Raw genomic sequence first — 22,795 nt, 5'->3', positions numbered from 1 at the left:
TTAGATCGTATGCGGTATTAGCAGTCGTTTCCAACTGTTGTCCCCCTCTGAAGGGCAGGTTGATTACGCGTTACTCACCCGTTCGCCACTAAGATTGATAGAAGCAAGCTTCCATCGCTCTTCGTTCGACTTGCATGTGTTAAGCACGCCGCCAGCGTTCGTCCTGAGCCAGGATCAAACTCTCCAAGATATCTTGAAGCTATTTGAATAGCTCATTATTTGTTGTCGTTACATTTAAGTAACTTTGAATTATGGTTGGTTTTGACTTTGTCAAAACCCGCACTCTGGCATATGTTCAATCATATTGATTGATTACCTATCATTGTTCAGTTTTCAAAGATCTGTACCAGTTTCCACTACCTTCTTTCGAAGTGTTTCATCAACTGGCGACTTGATTATTCTATCAAGTTCAGCTCATTACGTCAAGCACTTTTTAAAACTTTTTTCAGAAGTTTTTTTGTGCTCATCGTTTGTGCTGTGTCCTAACGACTTGTATAAGTATAGCACAAATAAAATAATCGTCAACATATAAAAACCTTGTTTTTACAACTTCATTTTAAATTCACCACGCCTCATCATAAGCCCGCCTTAATTCCTTATTAATTCAGGTTTTAAATTGTATAACACCTTTTTTTCAATCACTTTAGTTCATTTTATTTTTAACTAACTTTCACTAATTACTACTAAAGCTAAAAAATCCTTATAGAATACTTTCAAAAGTATCCTATAAGGATTTATGGTTTTATCTAAATCTACGAAGGGAAACTTTCACAAATAAAATCCCTATATAACTATATTTCTAATGGAGTATATTTTTTAATCCATACATGATATAGACTGAGCGCTATGACCATAACTAACGCAGCAATAATATATAGGTATTGATATCCTAATGCATTTGCTAGTAATGCAAGTATAATAGAACCAGCACCTACACTTATATCAAGAGCTAAGAAATATGTCGCCGTTGATACACCTGCTCGTTCAATAGATGCTGATTGTATAGCTAACGCTTGAAATGCCGGCTGGGCCGCCCCATAGCCCAATCCCAATAATGGAGCTGTAAGAATAATAGCCATTGGTGTTGTGGCAAGGCCTAAGCCAAATAGGCCTAATATAAATAAGCCTAACCCAGGATAAATAATGAACTTAGATCCATAACGAGCATAGACTTTCCCCACCAAAGGTCGACTGATTATAATCATCAAAGCAAAGATAGCAAAAAAAGCACTACCCCTAATACCTGCGCCCATACTATTCAGCTCGATAGGAATAAATACTAAAACGCCTGAATAAGTAAAACCTATGAATAAACCCATTAATGCCCAAGGCAAACTTTTGCTTTCTATAAACTGAGAAATATGCCAGCCTTTGTGCTTAGACGTTTTTGGTAAGGCTAACTCTTTTGAAAGAGGAATAACATTACTTAACAGCAATACGTCATCGCCAGTCCTACATCTAAATCACTACCACTTAGTTCGGAAGTAATCACTATAGGTAATGCAGCTACCAATACATAATGAGTCATATATAATATGCCACAGACTAAAAAGAACCTCTCTAGACTGTATGCTAGAGAGGTTCAGTACTTTTACCATTATTATAGTAAAAGCAGTTCATATATTATTGTTGATTGCGGATATCGTTTTTGTTGCGACTTTTCCACATAACCCATAAGGATGTAGCTACACAGATAGAGGAGTACGCACCACTAGCAAAACCGATAATCATACAGAGAGCAAAGTTCTTTGTAGTGTCCCCACCAAATAGATAAAGAGATACACAGGCGAACATAACTGTAGCTAATGTATAGAAACTACGGTGAATACTTTGTGTAATAGATGCATTCGCAAGATCTGCAAATGTATCAGAACGTTTATGTGTATGTGTATTTTCACGAACACGGTCAAAGATAACTACAGATTCATTCATGGAGTAACCTACAACCGTAAGAATAGCAGCAAGGAAAGACGCATCAATTTCCAATTGGAAATAAGAGAATACGCCAAGCACCATGATTAAATCGTGGAAAATAGCAACAAGAGCAGAAATAGCAACTTTATATTCAAAACGATAAGAAATATACAATGCTAATGCTGCGAATGCTATAACAAGATTTAACAACGCATGTTCTGTAACCTCAGAACCAATTACAGCACCTACAGTTTCAATACGTTTAACTGTATTGTTTCCAATAGATTTAGTCAAAGACTCTACAACAGCGGCACTTTCACTAGCCTCGAGATTACGTGTACGAATCATTACGTCTTCGCCCGCTGTTTCACCAGTAGTATCACCAGAAAGCTGAATTTGTGCATTTTCAAGATTATATTCTTTCAAAACGTCACGAACTTGACTAACCTCTACAGGTTGATCAAATACAACTTCAACAATTGTACCACCAGTATAATCAATACCAAAGTTAAAGCCTTTAGTAAAGATAGAAATCAAACTGATAATAACAAGTGTGGAGGAAATAGCAAACCACCAACGATGATGTTTAATTACGTCTAATGTCATTTGCGTTTACCTCCTTTCAAAGATTTTGGTGCAAATGCGTCAGCACTTTTGCTTGGAGAGATATTCGCACCAAACCAGAATGGATGGTTCGTAAAGTTACAGTCTATAAGTAAGCGCAACAAGAAATGACTCACCGTAATCGCTGTAAACATACTTACAACAACACCTACGCCTAAGCTGATAGCAAAGCCTTTTACCGGACCAGAACCTAAGATTGTCAAGATACCAGCCGTAATAATAACGGATACGTTCGCATCTGTAATTGTTGCTAAAGCACGACTAAAACCAGCTTCCATTGCTACACGCATGGATTTACCAGAAAATACCTCTTCCTTAAATCGTTCAAAGATAAGGATATTAGCATCTACAGCAACACCCATGGATAAGATAATACCAGCAATACCTGGCAATGTCATAGTCGCATTAAAGCCTTTACCTAATACAAGTAATAAGAGCATTACATATACAAGTAATGCGATATTAGCTACGATACCGGAAAAGCGATATAAAATAACCAAGAAAATCATGATCATTGCAATACCAGCACTGAAGGCTACAACAGATTTATCCTTGGAATCTTGACCTAAAGAAGGACCTACTGTACGAACTTCCAATACATTAATTTTAACAGGTAATGCACCGGAACGTAATAAAATAGCTAAGTCTTTAGCTTCTTCTAAGCTTTGACTACCAGAAATTGTTGCTTTACCACCTGTAATTGCTTGTTGCACTACAGGATTAGTCAATTCTTTACCATCCAAAGTAATGGCAATGCGACGGCCAATATTTTTAGATGTTAAGTCCGCAAATTTCTTAGCCCCTTCATCGCTTAATTCAATAGCAACGAGTGGTTGTTTATTTTGACCTAACTCTTCTTTCGCATCTTTTAAATCATCACCAGTCATAACAGTTTGACCTTGGTCATTCTTAAATTCTAAGACCGCAGTTTTACCGATACGTTTTATCGCTTCGTCAGGATCTTTTACGCCTGGCAATTCGATGATAATACGGCGAGCACCTTCACGTTGTACCAATGGTTCAGACAAACCCATTTCATTAATACGACGCTCTAAGATTTGCTTCGCCCGTTCCACTGCATCATTGTCAGCTTGACCAGTTGCAGAATCCTCTGCTTCCAATACGATATGCGTACCACCTTGTAAGTCTAGGCCTTGTTTCAAAGAACCTGCTAAAGGTTGAATGAAATACGCAAATAATCCAATGATGGCAGCAATGACTACTAAAAACTTGATAATAGCTTTACCGTTCAAAATAGTTGCTCCCTTCTACTACTATACGCAATGTATAACGCCTTGCTCCGTTACAATCTTGTTCATCCGTTGGTCCAATTCATCCATAGGGATTGGTTCATCCCAAATTTGGATAGCCCAACATACGCCCATATATGTACTTGGTGAAAGTTCCTTGAGAAATCGATCATAATACCCATTCCCCATCCCCATGCGACCACCTTGACGGTCAAAGCCAGCACCAGGCACTAAAATCAAATCCAAGTCATGTGGATTAATAACCTCGTATGGCTCAGAGGGAATGCGTATATTTAACACACCCCGAGTGATAGATTCTAGAGACTTGAGACGAACTGCAATCATTGTCGTCTTATCTGTACAAACTGGAACATATACGGATTTACCATGTTCTAAAGCATGACGAATCACATCGTCTAAATTGGCCTCCTTGGGCATCGCCAAATAGGCCATAATGCTATTGGCTGATTTATATTCAGGAGTATTGACGATTTGCTCCGTCAACATTGATGTCCATGTATTACAATCAGCAACGGATAAAGCAGCGCGCTTGGACTTGCACGCCCGGCGCACTGCTTCCTTTGTATTCATTATTTTTCTTCCTTGTTTTTCTTGGAAAGAACGTTAGCAATTGCAGAACGCGCAAATGTTAACTCCACTTTTTCAGATACTTGAACCTTTACTTTTTCATCATCAAGTTCAACGATTTCACCATAAATACCGCCAATAGTAACGATTTTTTGGCCTTTTTTCAAACTGCCCAACAAATTAGCGCGCTCTTTTTGTTGTTTTTTTTGTGGACGCCATAATAAGAAATAAAAGATTACGACCATCAACAAAATAGGCCAACTAGTTTGCAACACTTGTAAAATATCTTCCATTTTATCCTCCTAGTATAATAAATATATTTTTCTTTTCTAGTATAGCCACCTAATATAGATTTGACTAGACTTAATTACTATTTTTTAAAGCTATCCCAAAACTGCATTCTAAATTGGGGGAATCGATCTTCCAAAATAGCTTGTCGCATTTGGCGCATAAACTCAAGCAAGAAGTAGAGATTATGGTATGTTACGAGACGCAATGCCAAAATTTCTTCCGCCTTATACAGGTGACGAATATAAGCGCGGGAATAATTTTTACATGTATAGCACTGACAGCCTTCTTCTAAAGGACCCCAATCATGAGCAAACTGCGCATTTCGAATATTAAGGCGCCCCTTCCAAGTCATAGCCATCCCATTTCGAGCAACACGTGTTGGATATACGCAGTCAAACATATCAATACCACGTGCCACGCCTTCAACGAGACAATCCGCTGTACCAACGCCCATCAAGTAACGAGCCTTGTTAGTTGGCAACAATGGTGTAGTATATTCCAAAATCTCATTCATTAAATCATGAGGTTCCCCAACGGATAAGCCGCCGATACTATAGCCTTCAAAGTCCATAGCGACTAACTCTTCCGCACTTTGTTTACGCAAGTCTTTATACATGCCGCCTTGAACAATGCCAAACATACCTTGACGGTCATGAGCCTTACGAGCCTCTTGGCAACGATGAGCCCAACGTGTGGTACGCGCTGTAGAACGCTTCGCATAATCATGATCTGCTGGATATGGAATGCATTCATCAAAGGCCATCGCAATATCAGAACCTAATTGCTCTTGTACCTTTGTGGCAACTTCTGGAGATAAAAATTGTTTAGAACCATCAATATGGGATCTAAAAGTTACACCTTCTTCAGTAATCTTACGCATGTCGCCTAAGCTAAATACTTGGAATCCACCGCTATCTGTTAAAATAGCTTGATCCCAATTCATAAACTTATGCAACCCACCTGCTTCTTCCACAAGTTCAGGCCCAGGACGAAGGAATAAATGGTACGTATTACTCAAGATAACTTGAGAACCCATAGCCTTTAATTCTTCAGGTGTCATTGTTTTAACAGTTGCCTGTGTACCTACAGGCATAAACATAGGTGTTTGGAAGGTACCATGTGGTGTATGCAATAAACCTGCACGTGCCCCCGTATGAGGACATGTCTTTTGTAATTCATAGGTAATACTTGGCATAGTCCCTCCTAACGAATAAACATAGCGTCGCCAAAGCTAAAGAAGCGATAACGTTCTCGAACAGCTTCTTCATAGGCCGCTAAACAATGTTCACGACCGGCTAATGCACTAATTAACATTAACAATGTAGATTGAGGTAAATGGAAATTCGTTACCAATGCATCAATCATCTTAAATTTATAACCAGGATAGATAAAAATTTGAGTCCATCCACTAATACCTTGTAGTATACCGTCATCATTCGTAGCAGACTCTAGTGTACGTACAGATGTAGTACCTACCGCAATAATACGGCGTCCGTTTCTCTTAGCTGCATTAATACGGTCCGCGGTTTCTTGAGATACAACGAAGAACTCACTATGCATCTCATGATCTTCAATCGTCTCTGCCGATACAGGTCTAAAAGTACCAAGACCAACATGCAAGGTTACAAACTCGAGCTCTACGCCTTTAGCTTTTATTTTTTCTAAAAGCTCTGGTGTAAAGTGAAGCCCTGCTGTTGGAGCAGCAGCAGAACCTTTCTCCTTTGCATATACCGTTTGATAACGGTCTTTATCTTCTAACTTTTCATGAATATATGGAGGTAATGGCATTTCACCAATTTCTTGTATCACATCATCAAATACACCATTGCAAGTGAACTCAATGATACGGCCTCCAAATTCAGTCTTATCTATTACAGTCCCACTTAAGCGGTCGTCAAACTCTATGACTTGACCAATAGGACATTTTTTGCCAGGTTTAACAAGGCATTCCCACCGGTTTTCACCACATGGAGTGAGGAGCAATACCTCTACCTTGCCACCAGAACCTTGCCGTTGACCATATAATCTTGCAGGAATAACCTTTGTATTATTAAATACAAGTACATCCCCTTCATGAAGTTCATCAATCAAATCGTAAAAATGCTCTTTATGCGCAACCTCACCGGTAACCTTATCCAAGGTTAAAAGTCTTGCTGTATCGCGAGGTTCTACAGGATGTTGAGCAATTAGTTCCTCTGGCAATTCATAATCAAAATCTGTAACTTTCATCGTAATCCTTATTAGTACATTTTCTTTAATGTAATGCCACTATAGTAGTGACGCAAAATAGTTTGGTAATAATTTGTATCCCCTGGGGTAGCACGTTTCGCCATCTCCGCAGCACCCCATTGAGACATACCAAGACCATGTCCCCAACCGTGGCCTTTAATATAGACAGTATCATTATTGCCCGTAAAGTTATGATATGCCTTACCCGTACCTTTAGCAGGGTTGTGATTTACATAGAAATCAAATAGTGTAGATTTTAAACCTAAAATACTACGCAAGGAATCGCCATCTACTGTCGTCTTTCCAGAGGTGCCTATGAAAGTAGCACTCTTAATACGTCCAGACACGCCTCTGTCAGATGTTTGTTGACCTGGCTTACCAAGTGGTGTCAATTGGATACTCTTCAATTTGCCGACACCTTTACTTGCTGCATTGAGCTTACTTTCAAGGGCCTGACGAGATGTAGTAACCGTCCAATTCGATGTAGATGTGCCAGTACTAAAATCCTTTACACCTTTCAAATATGGTACATCACTGCCCCACACATTAACACTATCCTCAGTATAACCACCACCATCAGAATGGAATAAGGCATTAATAGGGCGTTGATTATATAGCATAACCATACCCTTTGTCTTATTTACTGCATTAGTAGTAGCCTGAGTTTCACCACTAACCCCATTATAGACTTGATGATCTGTGGACGTACTCACATCATACAATTTCCCTTTATTTTCTTCCATTGTATGAAGCGCATAAGTGCGAGCTGCTACAGCTTGTGCTTCTAATGCTGCTGCAGGCCAAGACGGAACGACTTCCTGTGGAACTACGCCATAAAGATAATCTTCAAGAGGTACAGAGTTAATGACCATCATTTTACCATTATTAGCACGTAATGTAAGTCCACCGCGATAACCTTTACCTTCAAACAAGAATGGCGCATCACTATTAGCTGGTTTTAAGGTAACTACACTATCAATGGCCTTGCCATTAACAACAATTTTACCACCTTGAACGCCAACAGAGGTACCACGATTCGCACTAATTGTACTAACCTGACCATTATTACTATTTAACACAACCATATTGGCAGTAGATGTCACCTTAGCATCGGTGCTACGGCTTCCTAATAGAACACGTACATTTGGTACATGCTCAATACGCTCCGTAGCAGGCGTTACTACAGAACCTACTTTATTGCGCGTAATAGCAGCCGTATTAGCTTTAATACTATTGGCTTCAGAAGTTTTTACAGCCTTAGATGCAGCTGGCTTTACCGTTGTAGCCTTAGCACTAGTAACTGTAGATTTTGCAACAGGCTTTTGAGCTGTTGCTGCAGCCTTAGTTGCATTTGACTTTGCAGTCACTTTTGCCACAGGCTTTGGAGCCGGTTTAGTTACAAGTGGTCGAAAAGTTGACCGCTTCGTCGTATTTACTTTCGATACATTTGTTGTAGATACTGTTGCTTTCGGCGTTGGCTTTTTAGTCACTACTGCACTTTTATGTTGCAATGTAGCCCCTTGTGCAACAGATGCACCGCCAACATTTACACCTAAAAACAAAGTTGCCATTATCATCAATTGTAATCGTTTCGTTTTCATTGTTATTTCCCTGTCTGTGAAATACCTAAATGCTCATAGGCAAGTTTAGTAGCCACCCTCCCACGCGGTGTACGTCCTAAAAATCCTAATTGCATCAAATATGGTTCATACACATCTTCGATGGTATCTCTCTCTTCGCTGATAGCGGCTGCAATAGTATCTATTCCTACTGGACCACCATCATACTTTTCAATAATACACTCCAACACACGTCGATCGATTCGATCGAGCCCTTCTTTGTCAATATATAAACGTTGTAACGCATCATCTGCAATACTTTGAGTGATAACCCCATCACCTATGACTTGTGCAAAATCACGTACCCGTTTAAGTAGACGATTTGCGATACGCGGCGTTCCCCTTGAACGACGCGCAATTTCACTGGCCCCAGTCGGCTCAATACCGATATGGAGTATTTCTGCCGCCCGAGTCACAATAAACTCTAATTCTGGTTGTTTATAATATTCCAACCGGTTAATAATACCAAAGCGGTCCCTTAAAGGTGCCGCCAAAGCCCCGGCCCGTGTAGTGGCACCTACCAAAGTAAACTTTGGCAAGTCAATGCGCACCGTTCGAGCACTTGGGCCCTTACCGATGATGATATCGATAGCATAGTCCTCCATTGCAGAGTACAATACTTCCTCTACACTACGAGACAAACGATGAATTTCATCGATAAATAGTACATCGTGATCATCTAAATTTGTTAAAATCGCAGCCAAGTCACCAGACTTTTCAATGGCAGGACCAGAGGTTATGCGAAAATTAACACCCAATTCATTCGCAATAATCCCTGCCAAAGTAGTCTTCCCAAGACCTGGTGGACCATAGAGCAATACGTGATCTAAGGCTTCACCACGTTGCTTAGCCGCCTGAATATACACATTTAGATTACCTTTAGCCTCTTCTTGGCCTACGTATTCATTAAAGAACTTTGGACGTAGACTATATTGCCATATATCTTCTTCGTGCTCGCCATTTCCGACAAGGCGTACTTCTTCGTTCATCCTTATCGTCCTTTCCCAAGTTCAATCAAGCTGACCTTAATCAACTCAGATATATCGCGTTTACCATCATCTAAAGACTCCACAATACCGGCCACATCTCGCTCGGAATATCCTAATGATACAAGAGCTTCAATAGCCTCTCCTGTAGCTCCACTTGCAGTAACTCCAATTGGCTGAATCACCGCCGGTGACTCCGTAGAGATATGTGTCATTTTAGCTAACTTATCCTTTAATTCAAGAACAAGTCGCTCTGCGGACTTCTTACCAATGCCAGGCAATTTAGTTAATTGCTGAACTTGGCCATTAATAACTGCTAATTTGAAAGCCTCCGGTGTCATGCCAGACAAAATACCTAACCCCACCTTAGGCCCTATACCGGAAACAGAAATGAGTAGAATAAATAGCTCATATTCCTCTTCCGTCCAAAAGCCATAGAGTTGCATCGCATCTTCACGCACATTGAGATACGTGAATAACGTTGCCTCATGGCCTTCTATCAATTGTTGACGCGTAGTGGTCGGCACATATACGCGATACCCTACGCCATGTACATCTACATAGCAAGACTCTTTAAAGAGATGTGTTACGATGCCCCGTACATACCCTATCATTATACCAACCTCTTCAATCTATCATTGTGAGAACTATGGGCCGTACAGATAGCAACAGCTAATGCATCTGCCGTATCATCGGGCTTAATTTTCTCACGAATCCCCAAAATATTCATGGTCATGTAAATAACCTGATTCTTATCAGCCTTACCATAACCAGTAACAGCCTGTTTAATTTGTAGCGGTGTATATTCATAGATAGGAATTCGTTGCTGCTCAGCCGCTAACAAGATAACACCTCGAGCTTGACCAACCTTAATCGCCGTCGTTACGTTGCGATTGAAGAACAATTCCTCTACGCCGAACTTATCCGGCTTAAATTCCTCTAGAATATCACTTAGATCATTAAATAAAATTTCTAACCGTTGTGAATCAGTTAATTCCTTAGGAGTGGTAATAGCCCCAAAGGCTACTGGCGTTAACTTGCTACCCTTCACGTCAATAATGCCATACCCGCATATAGCCGTGCCTGGGTCAATACCTATTATTCGCACCTCAACCCACCTTAGTTTAAAAATGAGATAAGCTGTCGCCTACCTCCATTACATAATCTATTTTATTATAGCACAATACCACATCGAATTTCATGAATTCCAATATAAAATTTATAAGAAATCTATTAGTATTCTTAACATTTACAGAAACTCTAAATTTCATGAATCAATAAAAAAGGAGCACCCCTCAGAGTACTCCTTAATATTATTCTTCTTCGTCGTCTGGCAAAATACCGTTGTGATATACGTTTTGTACATCATCAAGATCATCCAATACGTCGAGCATTTTTTGCATTTTTACAGCATCATCGCCAGTCAATTCAATTGTAGTATCTGGAATCATTGTGATTTTCGCTACTTCTGTTTCAATGCCCGCATCAGCAAGAGCTGCTTCTACCGCATCATAATCTTCAGGAGTAGTATAAATTTCAAATACATCGTCTTCGGACTTAAGGTCTTCTGCGCCCGCTTCAAGAGCTAACATAGTCAATTCATCTTCGTCATGACCTTCTTTATCGATAACGAATACGCCTTTAGATTTAAACATCCAACCTACGCAACCGCTTTCACCAAGGTTACCACCTTGTTTAGAGAATGCATGGCGTACATCGGCAGCCGCACGGTTACGATTATCCGTCATAACCTCTACAGTAACAGCCACACCAGCTGGACCATACCCTTCATATACGATTTCTTCGTATGCGTTCATATCCGTAGCACCAACGCCTTTATCGATGGCACGTTGAATATTATCCTTAGGAATATTGTTTTCACGAGCTTTTTGCAAAGCCAATTTCAAACGCATATTACCTGTTGGATCGGCACCACCCATGCGTGCTGCAACAGTAATTTCGCGACCGATTTTTGTAGCTAGTTTAGCCTTCAAAGCATCAGTTTTGCCTTTTTTATGTTTAATATTTGCCCATTTTGAATGTCCTGACATAGACGCCTCCTATTTATTCCACCATGCCTCGCCCCGCAATCGATCTAAAATGATTGAAACGGCACTACGCACAGATAAATGATTGTATTCACCATGGCCATATATAGGTTCTAAAATATAGTCAAAGCTTTCCATCGTTTCTTTTGTCATACCATAACCGGTACCAAATAATACTAACACAGGGCGGCCCTCATTTTCAAGGTGTTCACGCATCCGTGCATAGGAAATTGTATTATCATAAGTTCTAGCATCGGTAGTTGCTACGATAGGTTTTACCTTTTCCAGATCCTCAATAGTACGCACCGCAACAGCAATAGAGTTCACCAGTTCTACACCGGTGAAAGCATCTTTTCTGTCCGGATTATAGGTACTACCAAAGCCTGACTTCCAATGCTCCATAATGGTAGCTGCTAATTCTCGTTGAGCCGGTATATTATGAATCACAAAATATTTAGATACATCATAGGTGATAGATGCGCGTGCAATATCGTGAATATCATAATTGGTAATGGCCGTCGTTATCACATCTTTATGCTTATTCATAATTGGATAATGAACGAGTCCAATATATAAGTTAGCCAATGCCTTATATCTCCTATACCCTAACAACAAATATAAATAATAGTAATACTAGCCTTACAACTTTATGTTTCTCACCCTATAATTTATGTACCATTAATCATTCTACATAGTTTTTAATCAATAACTAAAGGTAAAAAATAGGCTTCTGTACCAGCAATTTCTTCAGGAGAGAAACGGGCTCCCACAGCAGAGGCTTGGTCCCCAAACATAAAACAAGACAGCGTCAAGCACCCTTCTTTTGTACCACTATCTACGGTGTGAATAAAACGTTTTTGCTTAATAAAATCTTGGTACATAACCTTCTTACTATCACGACAAACAATGTCATCATAATTATCTACAAACTTTTCCATAAAGACCTTTGCTTGATCCCCATGTTTTTCTACGACTTGTATATTACGCCCCTCACGACCCCAGATTTCCTTTTGAATATAAAGACCCTCATCGAGGTTAGGAAAATCACTTTCAAAATAGGACGGAGTCAAATAACGTTCAATAATATCTCGCTCAGGACCTGTAAAAAATTGATTAGTTAAGTATAAGGCATACACCAAGGACATAAATGACTTATTTTGCAAAATGATCGCTTCTGGAGGATTAAATAAATTAAACCGCCCCTCATTATATAAATCTAAGAACATTTCACCTAACGGTTCTCCCGTTGCCGTCGTCTCATCGATTAACAATTCCATGGGATGCAAACGATATAGGTTTGATGCATGACTGCCATCGGGAAGTAAAATCCCTTCATCATCAATGACCATATCATAAAATGATAAGAATCGTACATCCGCTTCAGGACATGCGGATTTCATCGTATTCATTAAAAACTTAGTGGTTCCTAAATCTTCTAAATAATCATGAAAGCAAGCAAACACAAATGGATTCGCTTCACCATTCTTTACCGTATTATATTTACTATTTTCCTGAGAAGTGCGTTCATAAACACGTTTCAAAAAACGTTCTAGCTCATCCCTAGCCCCTTCATTTGGATGCTCTTTATCAAAATAACGGGCGCCTACCTCATTAGCATAATAACTTTCAATCAAAAAACAAGGGGTATCCGCATTAATTTCCACCATGCGCAATCGCCCCTGTGTATCGAGAACAAAATCAAAGCGAGACAGCCACGTAGGTAGGCCTAACGGGTTCCCTCGGTGAAGATAAGGAATCAGATTCTCCGGCATATCCATATTGAGGGCGAACTCATCAGGTGCCTGCTGAAAGACTTTAGTAGCCTTATAAAATATTTGGAATAACATACGAGATGCATGTCGTATTTCATCGTAAAACTCAGCTGGAAAAGATTGTACTGAAAGCGTTGGATATCGATCGTCATATCCTTCATAATCTACAAAAGGCAGTATGCCCGTATCTAACTCATCAATATAGGATTGCATAGTACCGCCTCCCATCACGAGCCACCAGAGCGTGAACCAGCACTACCAAAGCCCGACTTTTGACCTATAGAAGAGGCTCTTTGACTTCTTCGCTTCTCATAGTCTTGATAAGTACGTCGCCCCAACGTACCATGCGTATTAGAGCCTGTGGTTGTATATACATTAGGCTCCTCATAGGGTTTCAAAGGTGCTGCCACACGATTGGTCATAGTTCGTCCATCCATACGTGCCGTAGGAGGATTAAATCCATGAAAAATATAGTAGCCTGCTGCAATACTAGGCAAAAGTCCTGCTAGCCCTGCATCCCATACTAAATTACCACTAGTATCACGGTGAAAGGTAACAGACCGATTGTCATCATACAAGGCGGTCTCTTTACCATCGCCATGATTCAATAAAGAATAGCGGTTACCTTGATTATCCTTTAATCGAACTTCCCCATCATTTGCTTCCGGGTAGATTTTATCACATACGGCATAAGCGATGTCATTCCAGTATGAAGACACACCAACGATGCCCGCCACAGCGGCAAAGGCACTCGTTATGTATATAGTTTTCTTACTTGGCTTATACATAGGACACTCCCTTAGTGCACAGCACCACTAACAACGAGAGCAAGACCTACAAAGATACCAAATACGAGAATACCTGCAGCTGTATTACCACGCATAATCTCTTCAGATAAATTATATTTACGATGCCATAAATTAATAAACATATAGCCTGTTACAAATAGTACAATACCAAGAATAGCATAAACAACACTTGCTACTACACCGTGCAATAAAGATGTATCTGCTGTAGTAACTACAGGAGACATGATAACAGCACGCAATATTTCACCAATACCGATAAAGGAACCTGCAGATAGCCATGCTACAGCACAGTTACCACGTTTGATTTCTTCACTAAATTTACCAGGCACGAAGAAATCGATAACCGTGTTGGCAGTTAACATTAAGAAAATTCCAAAACAAGCATAAAAAATCGTCAATAATACATCTGGCATATAAATCATAATAAGCCTCCTAATAATATAATTTTGTATTGGATGTGTTACCAGAACCTTCAGTAGGATACAATCGTTCGCGTCCCGTCTTATCCCGTAGGCGAACTATAGTCGCATAGTTATCAAGTATATGAGAGCTGATTACTGTACGATCAATAATTTTCCAATCCTCTTGTGTTAATTTTGATTGTTCACATACCTTAACCTTAGTCTGTCCATCCGTATTAGTGATGAGATACACCAAGTCCCCCGAATAAAAGACAATAACTTCATGGCCCTCTTCTAAGTTATCCCGCTCATTGTTAATATCACCATTCACAGAATCAATCAAATCTAATGCGGTACTAACAGGATCTAGTGTAGACGTGTATACATAGTCGCTATCCGAATCCGTTTTTGTATAATATGCAGATGTGTCATGCATATGTTCTTTTGCCGTGTAAGGCACTCCAAACATAGCGCGTATACTATGCCAAGACAAATCATTGTCCGACCAAAATAGAAATAGTAAAAATAGTACACCATACCCCACGCCACCAGCAATAGCTCCAAACCTCTTTTTCATTGATTTGTTACGCATCTTTTTCTTAATAGCTTGAGCGGCTGCATCATTACAAAGACGAATATTCACCAAGGGCACTCGTGATCCTTCGGCAAACATTTTTTCACCTTTGAACCAATTTTCTTCAAAGAATACGCTAGCGCCGCCTTCACAGGGCAATTGATATTCCTTATACCCAGCTCGATCACCTACGGACGCACCACTATCACCATCTACGTCTACAACCTTTTCCAAACCGATTTGATGTAATGTAAAGCCTTTCGGCGCACGCTTACGATAGGATGTTCTAGATACAGTGCACCACGCATTATCATTGTACTCGATGGTAACCCATATTTTATCAGTTCCCTCAACAGCCTCTAGGCCATATTCATGCCAATAATCACCAGGAGACTTTTGCATAGATGGTTTAGCCTTATAGGCTTGTTCCTGATCAGCTTTTGGAATAATCTCATTATATTTAATTTTTTCAGTTATTATATAACGGCTGCCCTGAACCTCAAGGACATCGTAACAATTAAACTCCATAAACAACCTCGTTAGAGTAGCAATAACCTATTTACGCATCTAAACTACTCTCTCTCCTAAACGGGATTTAATGAAATTAAGCTTTAAAGTAGCCTATACGTTCATGAATCGTTTTATTTTCAATAATAGAAATACCATATTGTTGCCCCATAGTAGCTGTTACAAGCACCTTAGCTACATCAGCAGTTTTTACAGGCTCTTGACTCATTAATACACGTGCTTTATTAATGACCCCCAATACAGCACAGCTAATACGCTCTACCAATTTAGGTTCTTCTCGAATCAAGGTAGCTGGACGAACAATAACAATCGCTTCAAATGGAAGTTCTAAGATGACCTCTTCCAATTGTCCTTTCATGGACATATAAAAGAATTTCGATTTTGGGTTTGCCCCTAAAGAGGAGACTAATCCATATTTTTTTACTCCATTTTGAGCTGCAATGCGAGCCATTTCGTACTGGTAGGTATAATCGACTGTCCATTGTGCTTCTTTAGAGCCTGCTTGTTTACGGTTTGTGCCCATAGCGGAGAACAAAATATCCCCTGTTACTAGGTGTGCCCATTCACGAGGTTCATCAAAATTGACGATATGAACGATTACCTTTGGAGATGTATACGTAACTTGACGACGTACAAATACATGAATTTCTTGAATTTCATGATTGTCAATCAATGATTCTACAATATGGCGACCAACTGCACCAGTAGCACCTAATACTAAAGCTTTCATACTTCACCTATATCTCTTTCAGACTCTTCAGCAGTAATTTCTTTTAACAGTTTAATTTCCTCTTTTGTTAATGGTCGTTCCAATAAATCGGGCCTCAATAATCGTGTCCGTTTTAGTGCTTCTTTTTGACGCCATGCAGCAATATTTTTATGATGACCACTGCGTAATACATCTGGTACAGTCCAACCTCTAAATTCTGGTGGTTTTGTATATTGTGGGCATTCTAAAAGAGGCTCATAAAAGGAATCCTCTTGGGCCCCACTAGCTGCGCCTAATACACCGGGAATCATACGAGCCACCGCATCAGCTACTACCATAGCAGGCAACTCGCCACCTGTTAACACATAGTCGCCAATTGAAATAGTTTCATCTACTAAATGTTCCTCTACACGATAGTCTACACCTTCATAATGACCACAAATGAGCACCAATTGATCGTACGTCGCTAGTTCACGAGCCTTTTCTTGTGTAAAAGGTTGACCTGTAGGGCCCATAAAAATAACACGACGTCGTATACTTTCACTAGGATTACCAATAAGGCTCATTTCATCACATATCTCATCTGTAGAATAGGCGCTATTAGTTTCGCTATCATATTGAGCAATAACAGATTCTACGGCTTCAAAGATGGGAGGTGCCATCATGAGCATACCCGCACCACCACCATACGGCGTATCATCTACTTGACCATGTTTATTATGACTAAAGTCCCGAGGGTTAGTTACGCCCATAGATAAGCGTTCCGCTTCGATAGCCCGTTTTATGATGGAATGACTAAAAAAAGCATCAAAAAACTCAGGAAATAAAGATACGATATCGATACGCATAGACCGTCCTCTGTACTTATTAACTCACATAAACTCATTAGCATTATCTATATATAGCTATATTATATAACTTTTACCATAATATACCTATATTTAGATAAAAATAAAACCGCCTAAAGGATTATATCCATTCAGGCGGATCTACGATCATCAATTTATTCTCCACATCGATGTCTTTAACGACCTCTTCAATGGCTGCAAATAATTGATCTGGTTCCCCATCTTTGGAAACCACATAGACATCATTAGCACCAGGTTGCAATACATCAGTCACTGTGCCAAGCACATTTCCCTTTGTATCTTGTACTTCAAGACCAATGATATCAAAGATGTAGTAGCGACCTTCTGGTAATTCTACCAAATCTTCACGACGTACTTGAATCTCTTTCTTAGCGAATAATTCAGCCGCGTTGCGATCAGGGATTTCCTTAAAGGATGCTAGTACAAATTGTTTATGAAATCGTGCGGATGCAACGTGGTATTCTTTACCATCGATGTAACAGGCATCCATATGCATGAACCGTTCTGGAAAATCGGTTCTAGGCATAATACGAAGATCACCCCGCACGCCGTGCGGGGCGATGATAACACCTATTGTGATGAAATCGTTATGCTTCATTATTGACGAAACGCAACGATTTTACCGTCTTCTAATAGGATTTCAGCGCCCATCATGGCATCCAAATTATCCCCGATTTTAACGGTAACTGTTTGCTCTAATGTGCCTTGAGGAATTTCAGTTCCCAAAGACAATTCTTGAGCATCTTTCAATTTAGCTGTTACTTCTTCTTTGAAAGCCAAGCGTTTATTTTTCTCTTCGTCGATTTGTTGACGAATCGCAGTAAGACTTGTAGCATCAACTTTAGCCGCATCAGCCAAAATACGTTGAGCTTGGAACTCAATTGCTTCCAAATCTTTATTCACCATATCAAGGCGAGTTTCAAGATCGGATACAATTTTCGCTTTCAAGTCTTCTGTTACTTTTGCTTTTACTGCTACAGGGACACGTAATGTCATTTCTTCCATTGGAATACTCCCTTTTAGACAATATCGACAGATATCTTTTTGTTCTCTTTAATAGCCGCCGCTTTCACCACAGCGCGAATCGCTTTCGCAATTCGTCCTTGCTTTCCGATGACTTTGCCCATATCCTCTGGGGCTACGTGAAGTTCGTAAACCTCCATATTCCCCTTTTGGACCATGGTAACAGATACGGCATCAGGCTGCTTCACTAATGATTTCGCAATTAATGAAATTAATTCTATCATCACAGTATGCCTCTCTATTAATTACTTTTTAGCGTCAGCAAATTTTTGCATAACGCCTTGTTTTTTGAACAAGGAGCGAACAGTGTCAGTAGGCTGAGCACCTTTAGCTAACCAAGCCAAAGCTTTTTCTTCGTCTACATTAACGATAGCTGGTTGTTTAGTAGCATCATATTGACCAATAGTGTCAACAGGACGACCTTCACGTGGAGCACGTGAGTCAGCAACAACGATACGGTAGAAAGGAGCTTTTTTAGCACCTAAACGAGTCAAACGAATTTTTAACATGTGAAATTCACCTCCTTATACTGATATAGGTGGACAGGTTCAGCGCCCCTGCCCATGTATTACATAAACGGTAATTTAGGCATTCCTGGGAAGCCGCCCTTACCGCCACGTAAACCTTGCATGCGCTTCATCATCTTCCGCGCTTCCTCAAATTGTTTCAACAAGCGATTTACATCTTGTACCTGAGTACCAGAGCCTAATGCAATACGCTTGCGGCGAGAACCATTAAGAATATTTGGATTTTCTCGCTCTGCTGCCGTCATAGATGTAATGATGGCCTCAATGCGGCGCACCTCTTTACTGTTCAAATCAAGGTCTTTCAATTGATCCTTAATTTGTCCCATGCCTGGCAACATACCAATAATATTTTGTAATGGCCCTAACTTTCTTACCTGATTCATCTGTTTCAAGAAATCATCCAAGGTGAAATTGTTTTTCGCCATTTTTTTAGCCATTTCACGAGCTTCTTCTTCATCGATAGCGCCTTGAACATTTTCAATCAATGTTTTAAAGTCACCCAAGTCGAGAATACGAGAAGCCATACGGTCTGGATAGAATACATCGAAACCATCCATTTTTTCGCTCACACCAGTGAACTTGATTGGCAAACCTGTTACAGCTTTGATGGATAACGCCGCACCACCGCGCGCATCACCATCGAGTTTAGTAAGGATAACACCATCAACGCCTAATTTTTCATTAAATGTTTGTGCTGTTGTTACCGCATCTTGACCAATCATGGAGTCTACAACGAGTAAAATTTCATGAGGTCGAACAGCTGCTTTGATGTTGGCTAACTCGTCCATGAGAACTTCGTCAATAGCCAAGCGACCAGCTGTATCGATGATAACAACATCTTTCAACATATGCGTGCTTTGCTCTACGGCGCGACGCGCAATGTCTACTGGATTAGCGCCAGGTGTTTCATCAGCAAATACAGGAATGTCGATTTGCTTACCTACAACTTGCAATTGAGTAATCGCAGCTGGACGATATACGTCGGCAGCTACGAGCATTGGATGTTTACCTTGTTTGCGAAGGTATACTGCCAATTTACCAGCTGTTGTAGTCTTACCAGCACCTTGTAAACCAACAAGCATAATAATTGTTGGTGGCTTGCTGGAAATCATGATGCGACTTTGTGTACCACCCAATAAGGCTGTTAACTCATCATTTACGATTTTAATAACCGTTTGTGCTGGATTTAAAGAACCGAATACCTCTTCACCGAGGGCCTTTTCCTTAATGGACTTCACAAAGTCCTTCGCAACCATAAAGTTAACGTCCGCTTCTAATAGTGCTGTACGTACTTGACGCAACGCAAGATTGACATCATCTTCTGTAATTTTGCCTTTCCCTTTCAAGGACTGAAAGGCTTCTTGCAGTTTTTCTGACAAGCTATCAAATGCCATAATATCCCTCCATTTGCGCCAATACTTTTTGTACCTTGGTTTCAGCTAACACCTCTTCAGGCAAGTTCTCTTTCAACTGTGAAAGCAAACCTTCACGCTGTTCATATTGTGCTACCAAGTGTAATTTAGATTCGTAATCGTTTAAAATATGTCGAGCACGCTGTAAATTATCATATACAGCCTGCCGTGATACACCTAATTCCTCGGCAATCTCGCCAAGGGACATATCGTCTTCGTGGTGAAGTTGTAAGGACATGCGTTGCTTGTCCGTCAATAATGGCCCATAGAAATCTAAGAGCAAACTTATAAGTACTCGTTCTTCCATTTCGCCACCTCCATCACTGTCAAGTCATATTACTTTACATATACTACAGCATAAAAAAAGATGTGTCAAGTAGAAATACTTAACACATAATTATGGTCTTGTACTCAACTACTTTTATGTTCTTAAGATAATTACTTTAATGATAATAAATTTTATTTTTTACTTTTATATCTGTAATAAAGTGCTATAATATAGATATCTAATATTTTCAATATAAAGACAGGAGGTATTTTATGAATACCAAACAATATGACCTTATCGTTCTAGGTTTCGGCAAAGCCGGTAAAACATTAGCAGCTAAATTTGGCTCTATGGGCAAATCTGTAGCTATGATTGAAGAAAACCCACTTATGTATGGTGGCACATGTATTAATATTGCATGTATCCCAACTAAAACGATGATTATAGCCGCATCAAAAGGCTTATCTTACGAGCAAGTATTAAACCAACGCGAGGTAGTTACATCTCGTTTACGCAATAAAAACTTCGGTATGTTAGACACAAATGAACATGTCGATGTATATACTGGACATGGTGAATTCATTAGTAATAAAGAAATCGCCGTTACCGCTGGGGAAGATAAAATCGTCTTATGTGGTGAAACAATTATTATTAACACTGGTGCTGTAGCGATTAAGCCTAATATTGATGGCATCGACACCGCAACAGGCTTCTATAATAGCACAGAAATTCAACAATTATCCTCTCAACCAAGTACACTAGGCGTCATTGGTGCTGGCCCTATCGGCCTTGAATTCGCTAGCCTATACGCTAAACTAGGTACAAAGGTAACCGTATTTAATATTGAATCTGGCATCTTAAAACGGGAGGAACCGATTGTACAAGAATTAGCTAATGAATACTTGACTGAGCAAGGCATCACTATTCTTAATGATGTAACATTAAACTCTGTATCTAATGATGGCAACAAACCTGTTATCACTGCAGATGGTCAAAACTATACCTTTGATGCTGTTCTCTATGCTACAGGTCGCAGACCGAATACTACAAATATTGGTTTAGAAAACACGGATATTACTACTAATGAACGCGGTGCAATCGTAGTAAATGATACTTGTGAAAGCTCCGTTCCAGGTGTATATGCTGTAGGCGATGTAAACGGTGGTCCGCAATTTACCTACATTTCTCTCGATGACTTCCGCATCGTATTTGGTGCACTTACAGGTAATGGTCACTATACATTAAAAGATCGCAAAAACATTCCTTACACCACCTTCTTAACACCTCCACTCGCTCGTGTTGGTCTTACAGAAGAGGATGCTATTAATAAAGGTTACACTGTTAAAACGAAGGAAATGCTTGTAGCCACTATGCCAAGGGCTCATGTAAATGACAACCTTAAAGGGGCTTTCAAAATTGTGGTAGATGCGGAAAGCAATTTAATCCTCGGTGCTACACTCTATTCCCAAAGTGCCGAAGAATTGATTAACATGATTAAAGTAGCTATGGATAACAACATTCCGTATACATATTTCAAGAACCAAATCTTCACACATCCTACAATGGCAGAAAATTTAAATGATCTCTGTAATTTCTAGGTAAGAATAGTAACTACATAATCTAATATAATAAATAAAAGAGTCTCCTTTAACTTGAATACATAAGTTAAGGGAGACTCTTTTATTTATGCCTAATGATCAATTTTGGATTATTAGTTATTAGTTAGCAATATATAGTTTTTAGTAATTTATCATTAGTTACTCTATTTAGTTCTTTGTAAATAATCTACGAACTACAGATTGCAATTTAGGTGTCAATACGATAGCTACCACAATACCAGCTGCACTTGTAATCAAAGAATATTGAATTTTACTAGCTGCTACGGCTGCACTTTCAAGAACAAACCACCATGCAAGGAAATAACCAAAGGCAGTCCAAATTGTGCCAATAATTAAAGCACTCAAAATACGTGTAAAGGATGCTGTTGGCTTTGTAATGGATGGTGGCAAATAGCCTGCTGTCATACCGCCAACAATAAGGCCCGCAATACCTTTAATAAAGAACGAGAATACAATATACTGTGTATGACCACCAAAAAGATCAAATAATGCGGAGCCAATCGCCGCTCCTAAACCACCATATAAACCACCAAATAGAATGGATGATGTAAATAATGCAGCAGATCCTAAGTGAACCATTGCACCACCCGGTATTTCGATGCGAATTGTTGTTGCTACTGCACATAAGGCAGCAATAAATCCGATATATACAATATCGCGCGTCTTTAATTTCATAATCTAGCTCCTCTCTTTTAGCTGAATAACTATATTTAGTATAACAAATCTCACTCTGTC

The 22,795-nt window shown here is 39.7% G+C and carries 26 protein-coding genes, 1 rRNA gene and 1 pseudogene; 1 reads left to right on the top strand and 27 read right to left on the bottom strand.

The window, feature by feature from the left end; translation table 11 throughout:
* The 26 genes and pseudogenes from O3607_RS07695 to ylxM form a co-directional block, all read right to left on the bottom strand.
* Positions 1-190 (bottom strand): 16S ribosomal RNA (locus O3607_RS07695); the annotation flags it as partial.
* 601 nt (positions 191-791) lie between these two features.
* Positions 792-1,436: pseudogene (locus O3607_RS07690) on the bottom strand (MFS transporter); the annotation flags it as partial.
* Positions 1,437-1,623: 187 nt separating this feature from the next.
* On the bottom strand, positions 1,624-2,520 hold the full coding sequence (gene secF, locus O3607_RS07685; RefSeq protein WP_024065567.1) for a protein translocase subunit SecF: 897 nt from the start codon (positions 2,518-2,520) through the stop codon (positions 1,624-1,626).
* Positions 2,517-3,791 carry a protein translocase subunit SecD gene (gene secD / locus O3607_RS07680; protein WP_060924903.1) on the bottom strand — a complete coding sequence of 425 codons (1,275 nt, stop codon included), beginning with the start codon at positions 3,789-3,791 and terminating at the stop codon, positions 2,517-2,519. Before secD ends, secF begins: the two co-directional genes overlap by 4 nt.
* Before the next feature lie 21 nt (positions 3,792-3,812).
* The gene (locus O3607_RS07675; protein ID WP_129823868.1) at positions 3,813-4,379 is read right to left on the bottom strand and encodes a 5-formyltetrahydrofolate cyclo-ligase; all 567 of its coding nucleotides are present in this window, start codon (positions 4,377-4,379) and stop codon (positions 3,813-3,815) included.
* Positions 4,379-4,669 (bottom strand): preprotein translocase subunit YajC, encoded by a 291-nt coding sequence (gene yajC / locus O3607_RS07670; protein ID WP_005387358.1) that lies wholly within the window; start codon positions 4,667-4,669, stop codon positions 4,379-4,381. Before yajC ends, O3607_RS07675 begins: the two co-directional genes overlap by 1 nt.
* Positions 4,670-4,746: 77 nt before the next feature.
* A complete protein-coding gene (gene tgt, locus O3607_RS07665) occupies positions 4,747-5,862 on the bottom strand; it encodes a tRNA guanosine(34) transglycosylase Tgt (protein WP_105086235.1) in 1,116 nt (371 codons plus the stop codon).
* 8 nt (positions 5,863-5,870) lie between these two features.
* Positions 5,871-6,896, bottom strand: coding sequence for a tRNA preQ1(34) S-adenosylmethionine ribosyltransferase-isomerase QueA (gene queA / locus O3607_RS07660; protein ID WP_129823867.1), 1,026 nt, complete (start codon positions 6,894-6,896; stop codon positions 5,871-5,873).
* An 11-nt stretch (positions 6,897-6,907) separates the two neighbouring features.
* On the bottom strand, positions 6,908-8,497 hold the full coding sequence (locus O3607_RS07655; RefSeq protein WP_129823866.1) for a SpoIID/LytB domain-containing protein: 1,590 nt from the start codon (positions 8,495-8,497) through the stop codon (positions 6,908-6,910).
* A gap of 2 nt (positions 8,498-8,499) precedes the next feature.
* Positions 8,500-9,504 (bottom strand): Holliday junction branch migration DNA helicase RuvB, encoded by a 1,005-nt coding sequence (ruvB, locus tag O3607_RS07650; protein ID WP_129823865.1) that lies wholly within the window; start codon positions 9,502-9,504, stop codon positions 8,500-8,502.
* A gap of 2 nt (positions 9,505-9,506) precedes the next feature.
* Positions 9,507-10,115 (bottom strand): Holliday junction branch migration protein RuvA, encoded by a 609-nt coding sequence (ruvA, locus tag O3607_RS07645; protein ID WP_024066356.1) that lies wholly within the window; start codon positions 10,113-10,115, stop codon positions 9,507-9,509.
* Entirely contained in the window at positions 10,115-10,609 is a 495-nt protein-coding gene (gene ruvC, locus O3607_RS07640) for a crossover junction endodeoxyribonuclease RuvC (RefSeq protein WP_129823864.1), read from the bottom strand. The genes ruvA and ruvC overlap by 1 nt, the downstream gene beginning before the upstream one ends.
* 205 nt (positions 10,610-10,814) lie before the next feature.
* Positions 10,815-11,552, bottom strand: a complete 738-nt coding sequence (locus O3607_RS07635) for a YebC/PmpR family DNA-binding transcriptional regulator (RefSeq protein ID WP_005387348.1) — start codon at positions 11,550-11,552, stop codon at positions 10,815-10,817.
* A 9-nt stretch (positions 11,553-11,561) separates the two neighbouring features.
* On the bottom strand, positions 11,562-12,134 hold the full coding sequence (locus O3607_RS07630) for an RNA methyltransferase (protein ID WP_129823863.1): 573 nt from the start codon (positions 12,132-12,134) through the stop codon (positions 11,562-11,564).
* Between the two features lie 113 nt (positions 12,135-12,247).
* Complete coding sequence (locus tag O3607_RS07625; protein WP_371443647.1) at positions 12,248-13,534, bottom strand: glutathionylspermidine synthase family protein; 1,287 nt, start codon at positions 13,532-13,534, stop codon at positions 12,248-12,250.
* A 14-nt stretch (positions 13,535-13,548) separates the two neighbouring features.
* Positions 13,549-14,109: a hypothetical protein gene (locus tag O3607_RS07620; RefSeq protein WP_371443646.1), complete on the bottom strand. Its 561-nt coding sequence runs from the start codon at positions 14,107-14,109 to the stop codon at positions 13,549-13,551.
* A gap of 11 nt (positions 14,110-14,120) precedes the next feature.
* Complete coding sequence (locus tag O3607_RS07615) at positions 14,121-14,552, bottom strand: DUF350 domain-containing protein (protein WP_285365761.1); 432 nt, start codon at positions 14,550-14,552, stop codon at positions 14,121-14,123.
* A 10-nt stretch (positions 14,553-14,562) separates the two neighbouring features.
* Positions 14,563-15,633, bottom strand: a complete 1,071-nt coding sequence (locus O3607_RS07610; RefSeq protein WP_316120101.1) for a hypothetical protein — start codon at positions 15,631-15,633, stop codon at positions 14,563-14,565.
* A 76-nt stretch (positions 15,634-15,709) separates the two neighbouring features.
* Positions 15,710-16,363, bottom strand: coding sequence for an NAD(P)H-binding protein (locus O3607_RS07605; RefSeq protein ID WP_302859026.1), 654 nt, complete (start codon positions 16,361-16,363; stop codon positions 15,710-15,712).
* Complete coding sequence (trmD, locus tag O3607_RS07600) at positions 16,360-17,190, bottom strand: tRNA (guanosine(37)-N1)-methyltransferase TrmD (protein WP_316120097.1); 831 nt, start codon at positions 17,188-17,190, stop codon at positions 16,360-16,362. The genes O3607_RS07605 and trmD overlap by 4 nt, the downstream gene beginning before the upstream one ends.
* Positions 17,191-17,311: 121 nt before the next feature.
* Complete coding sequence (gene rimM / locus O3607_RS07595) at positions 17,312-17,809, bottom strand: ribosome maturation factor RimM (protein WP_060924912.1); 498 nt, start codon at positions 17,807-17,809, stop codon at positions 17,312-17,314.
* Positions 17,809-18,216, bottom strand: coding sequence for a YlqD family protein (locus O3607_RS07590; RefSeq protein WP_105086221.1), 408 nt, complete (start codon positions 18,214-18,216; stop codon positions 17,809-17,811). Before O3607_RS07590 ends, rimM begins: the two co-directional genes overlap by 1 nt.
* A 14-nt stretch (positions 18,217-18,230) precedes the next feature.
* Positions 18,231-18,458, bottom strand: a complete 228-nt coding sequence (locus O3607_RS07585; RefSeq protein WP_009352618.1) for a KH domain-containing protein — start codon at positions 18,456-18,458, stop codon at positions 18,231-18,233.
* Between the two features lie 21 nt (positions 18,459-18,479).
* Positions 18,480-18,743 (bottom strand): 30S ribosomal protein S16, encoded by a 264-nt coding sequence (gene rpsP, locus O3607_RS07580; protein ID WP_005377914.1) that lies wholly within the window; start codon positions 18,741-18,743, stop codon positions 18,480-18,482.
* Positions 18,744-18,802: 59 nt separating this feature from the next.
* Positions 18,803-20,155: a signal recognition particle protein gene (gene ffh, locus O3607_RS07575; protein WP_316120095.1), complete on the bottom strand. Its 1,353-nt coding sequence runs from the start codon at positions 20,153-20,155 to the stop codon at positions 18,803-18,805.
* The gene (gene ylxM / locus O3607_RS07570) at positions 20,145-20,480 is read right to left on the bottom strand and encodes a YlxM family DNA-binding protein (RefSeq protein ID WP_316120094.1); all 336 of its coding nucleotides are present in this window, start codon (positions 20,478-20,480) and stop codon (positions 20,145-20,147) included. Before ylxM ends, ffh begins: the two co-directional genes overlap by 11 nt.
* A 233-nt stretch (positions 20,481-20,713) precedes the next feature.
* Here ylxM and O3607_RS07565 point away from each other — a divergent pair, with 233 nt between their 5' ends.
* Complete coding sequence (locus tag O3607_RS07565; RefSeq protein ID WP_005387333.1) at positions 20,714-22,039, top strand: FAD-containing oxidoreductase; 1,326 nt, start codon at positions 20,714-20,716, stop codon at positions 22,037-22,039.
* Positions 22,040-22,207: 168 nt separating this feature from the next.
* On the opposite strand, the gene O3607_RS07560 is transcribed toward O3607_RS07565, so the two are convergent.
* Complete coding sequence (locus O3607_RS07560; protein WP_005387332.1) at positions 22,208-22,735, bottom strand: ECF transporter S component; 528 nt, start codon at positions 22,733-22,735, stop codon at positions 22,208-22,210.
* Positions 22,736-22,795: the final 60 nt, after the last annotated feature.

Origin of the sequence: Veillonella sp. 20925_1_51 (assembly GCF_041431445.1) — a bacterium.
Lineage (GTDB): Bacteria > Bacillota > Negativicutes > Veillonellales > Veillonellaceae > Veillonella > Veillonella nakazawae.
Note: the sequence above shows the minus strand (reverse complement) of the source record. Positions and strands in the feature narration are given on the sequence as shown.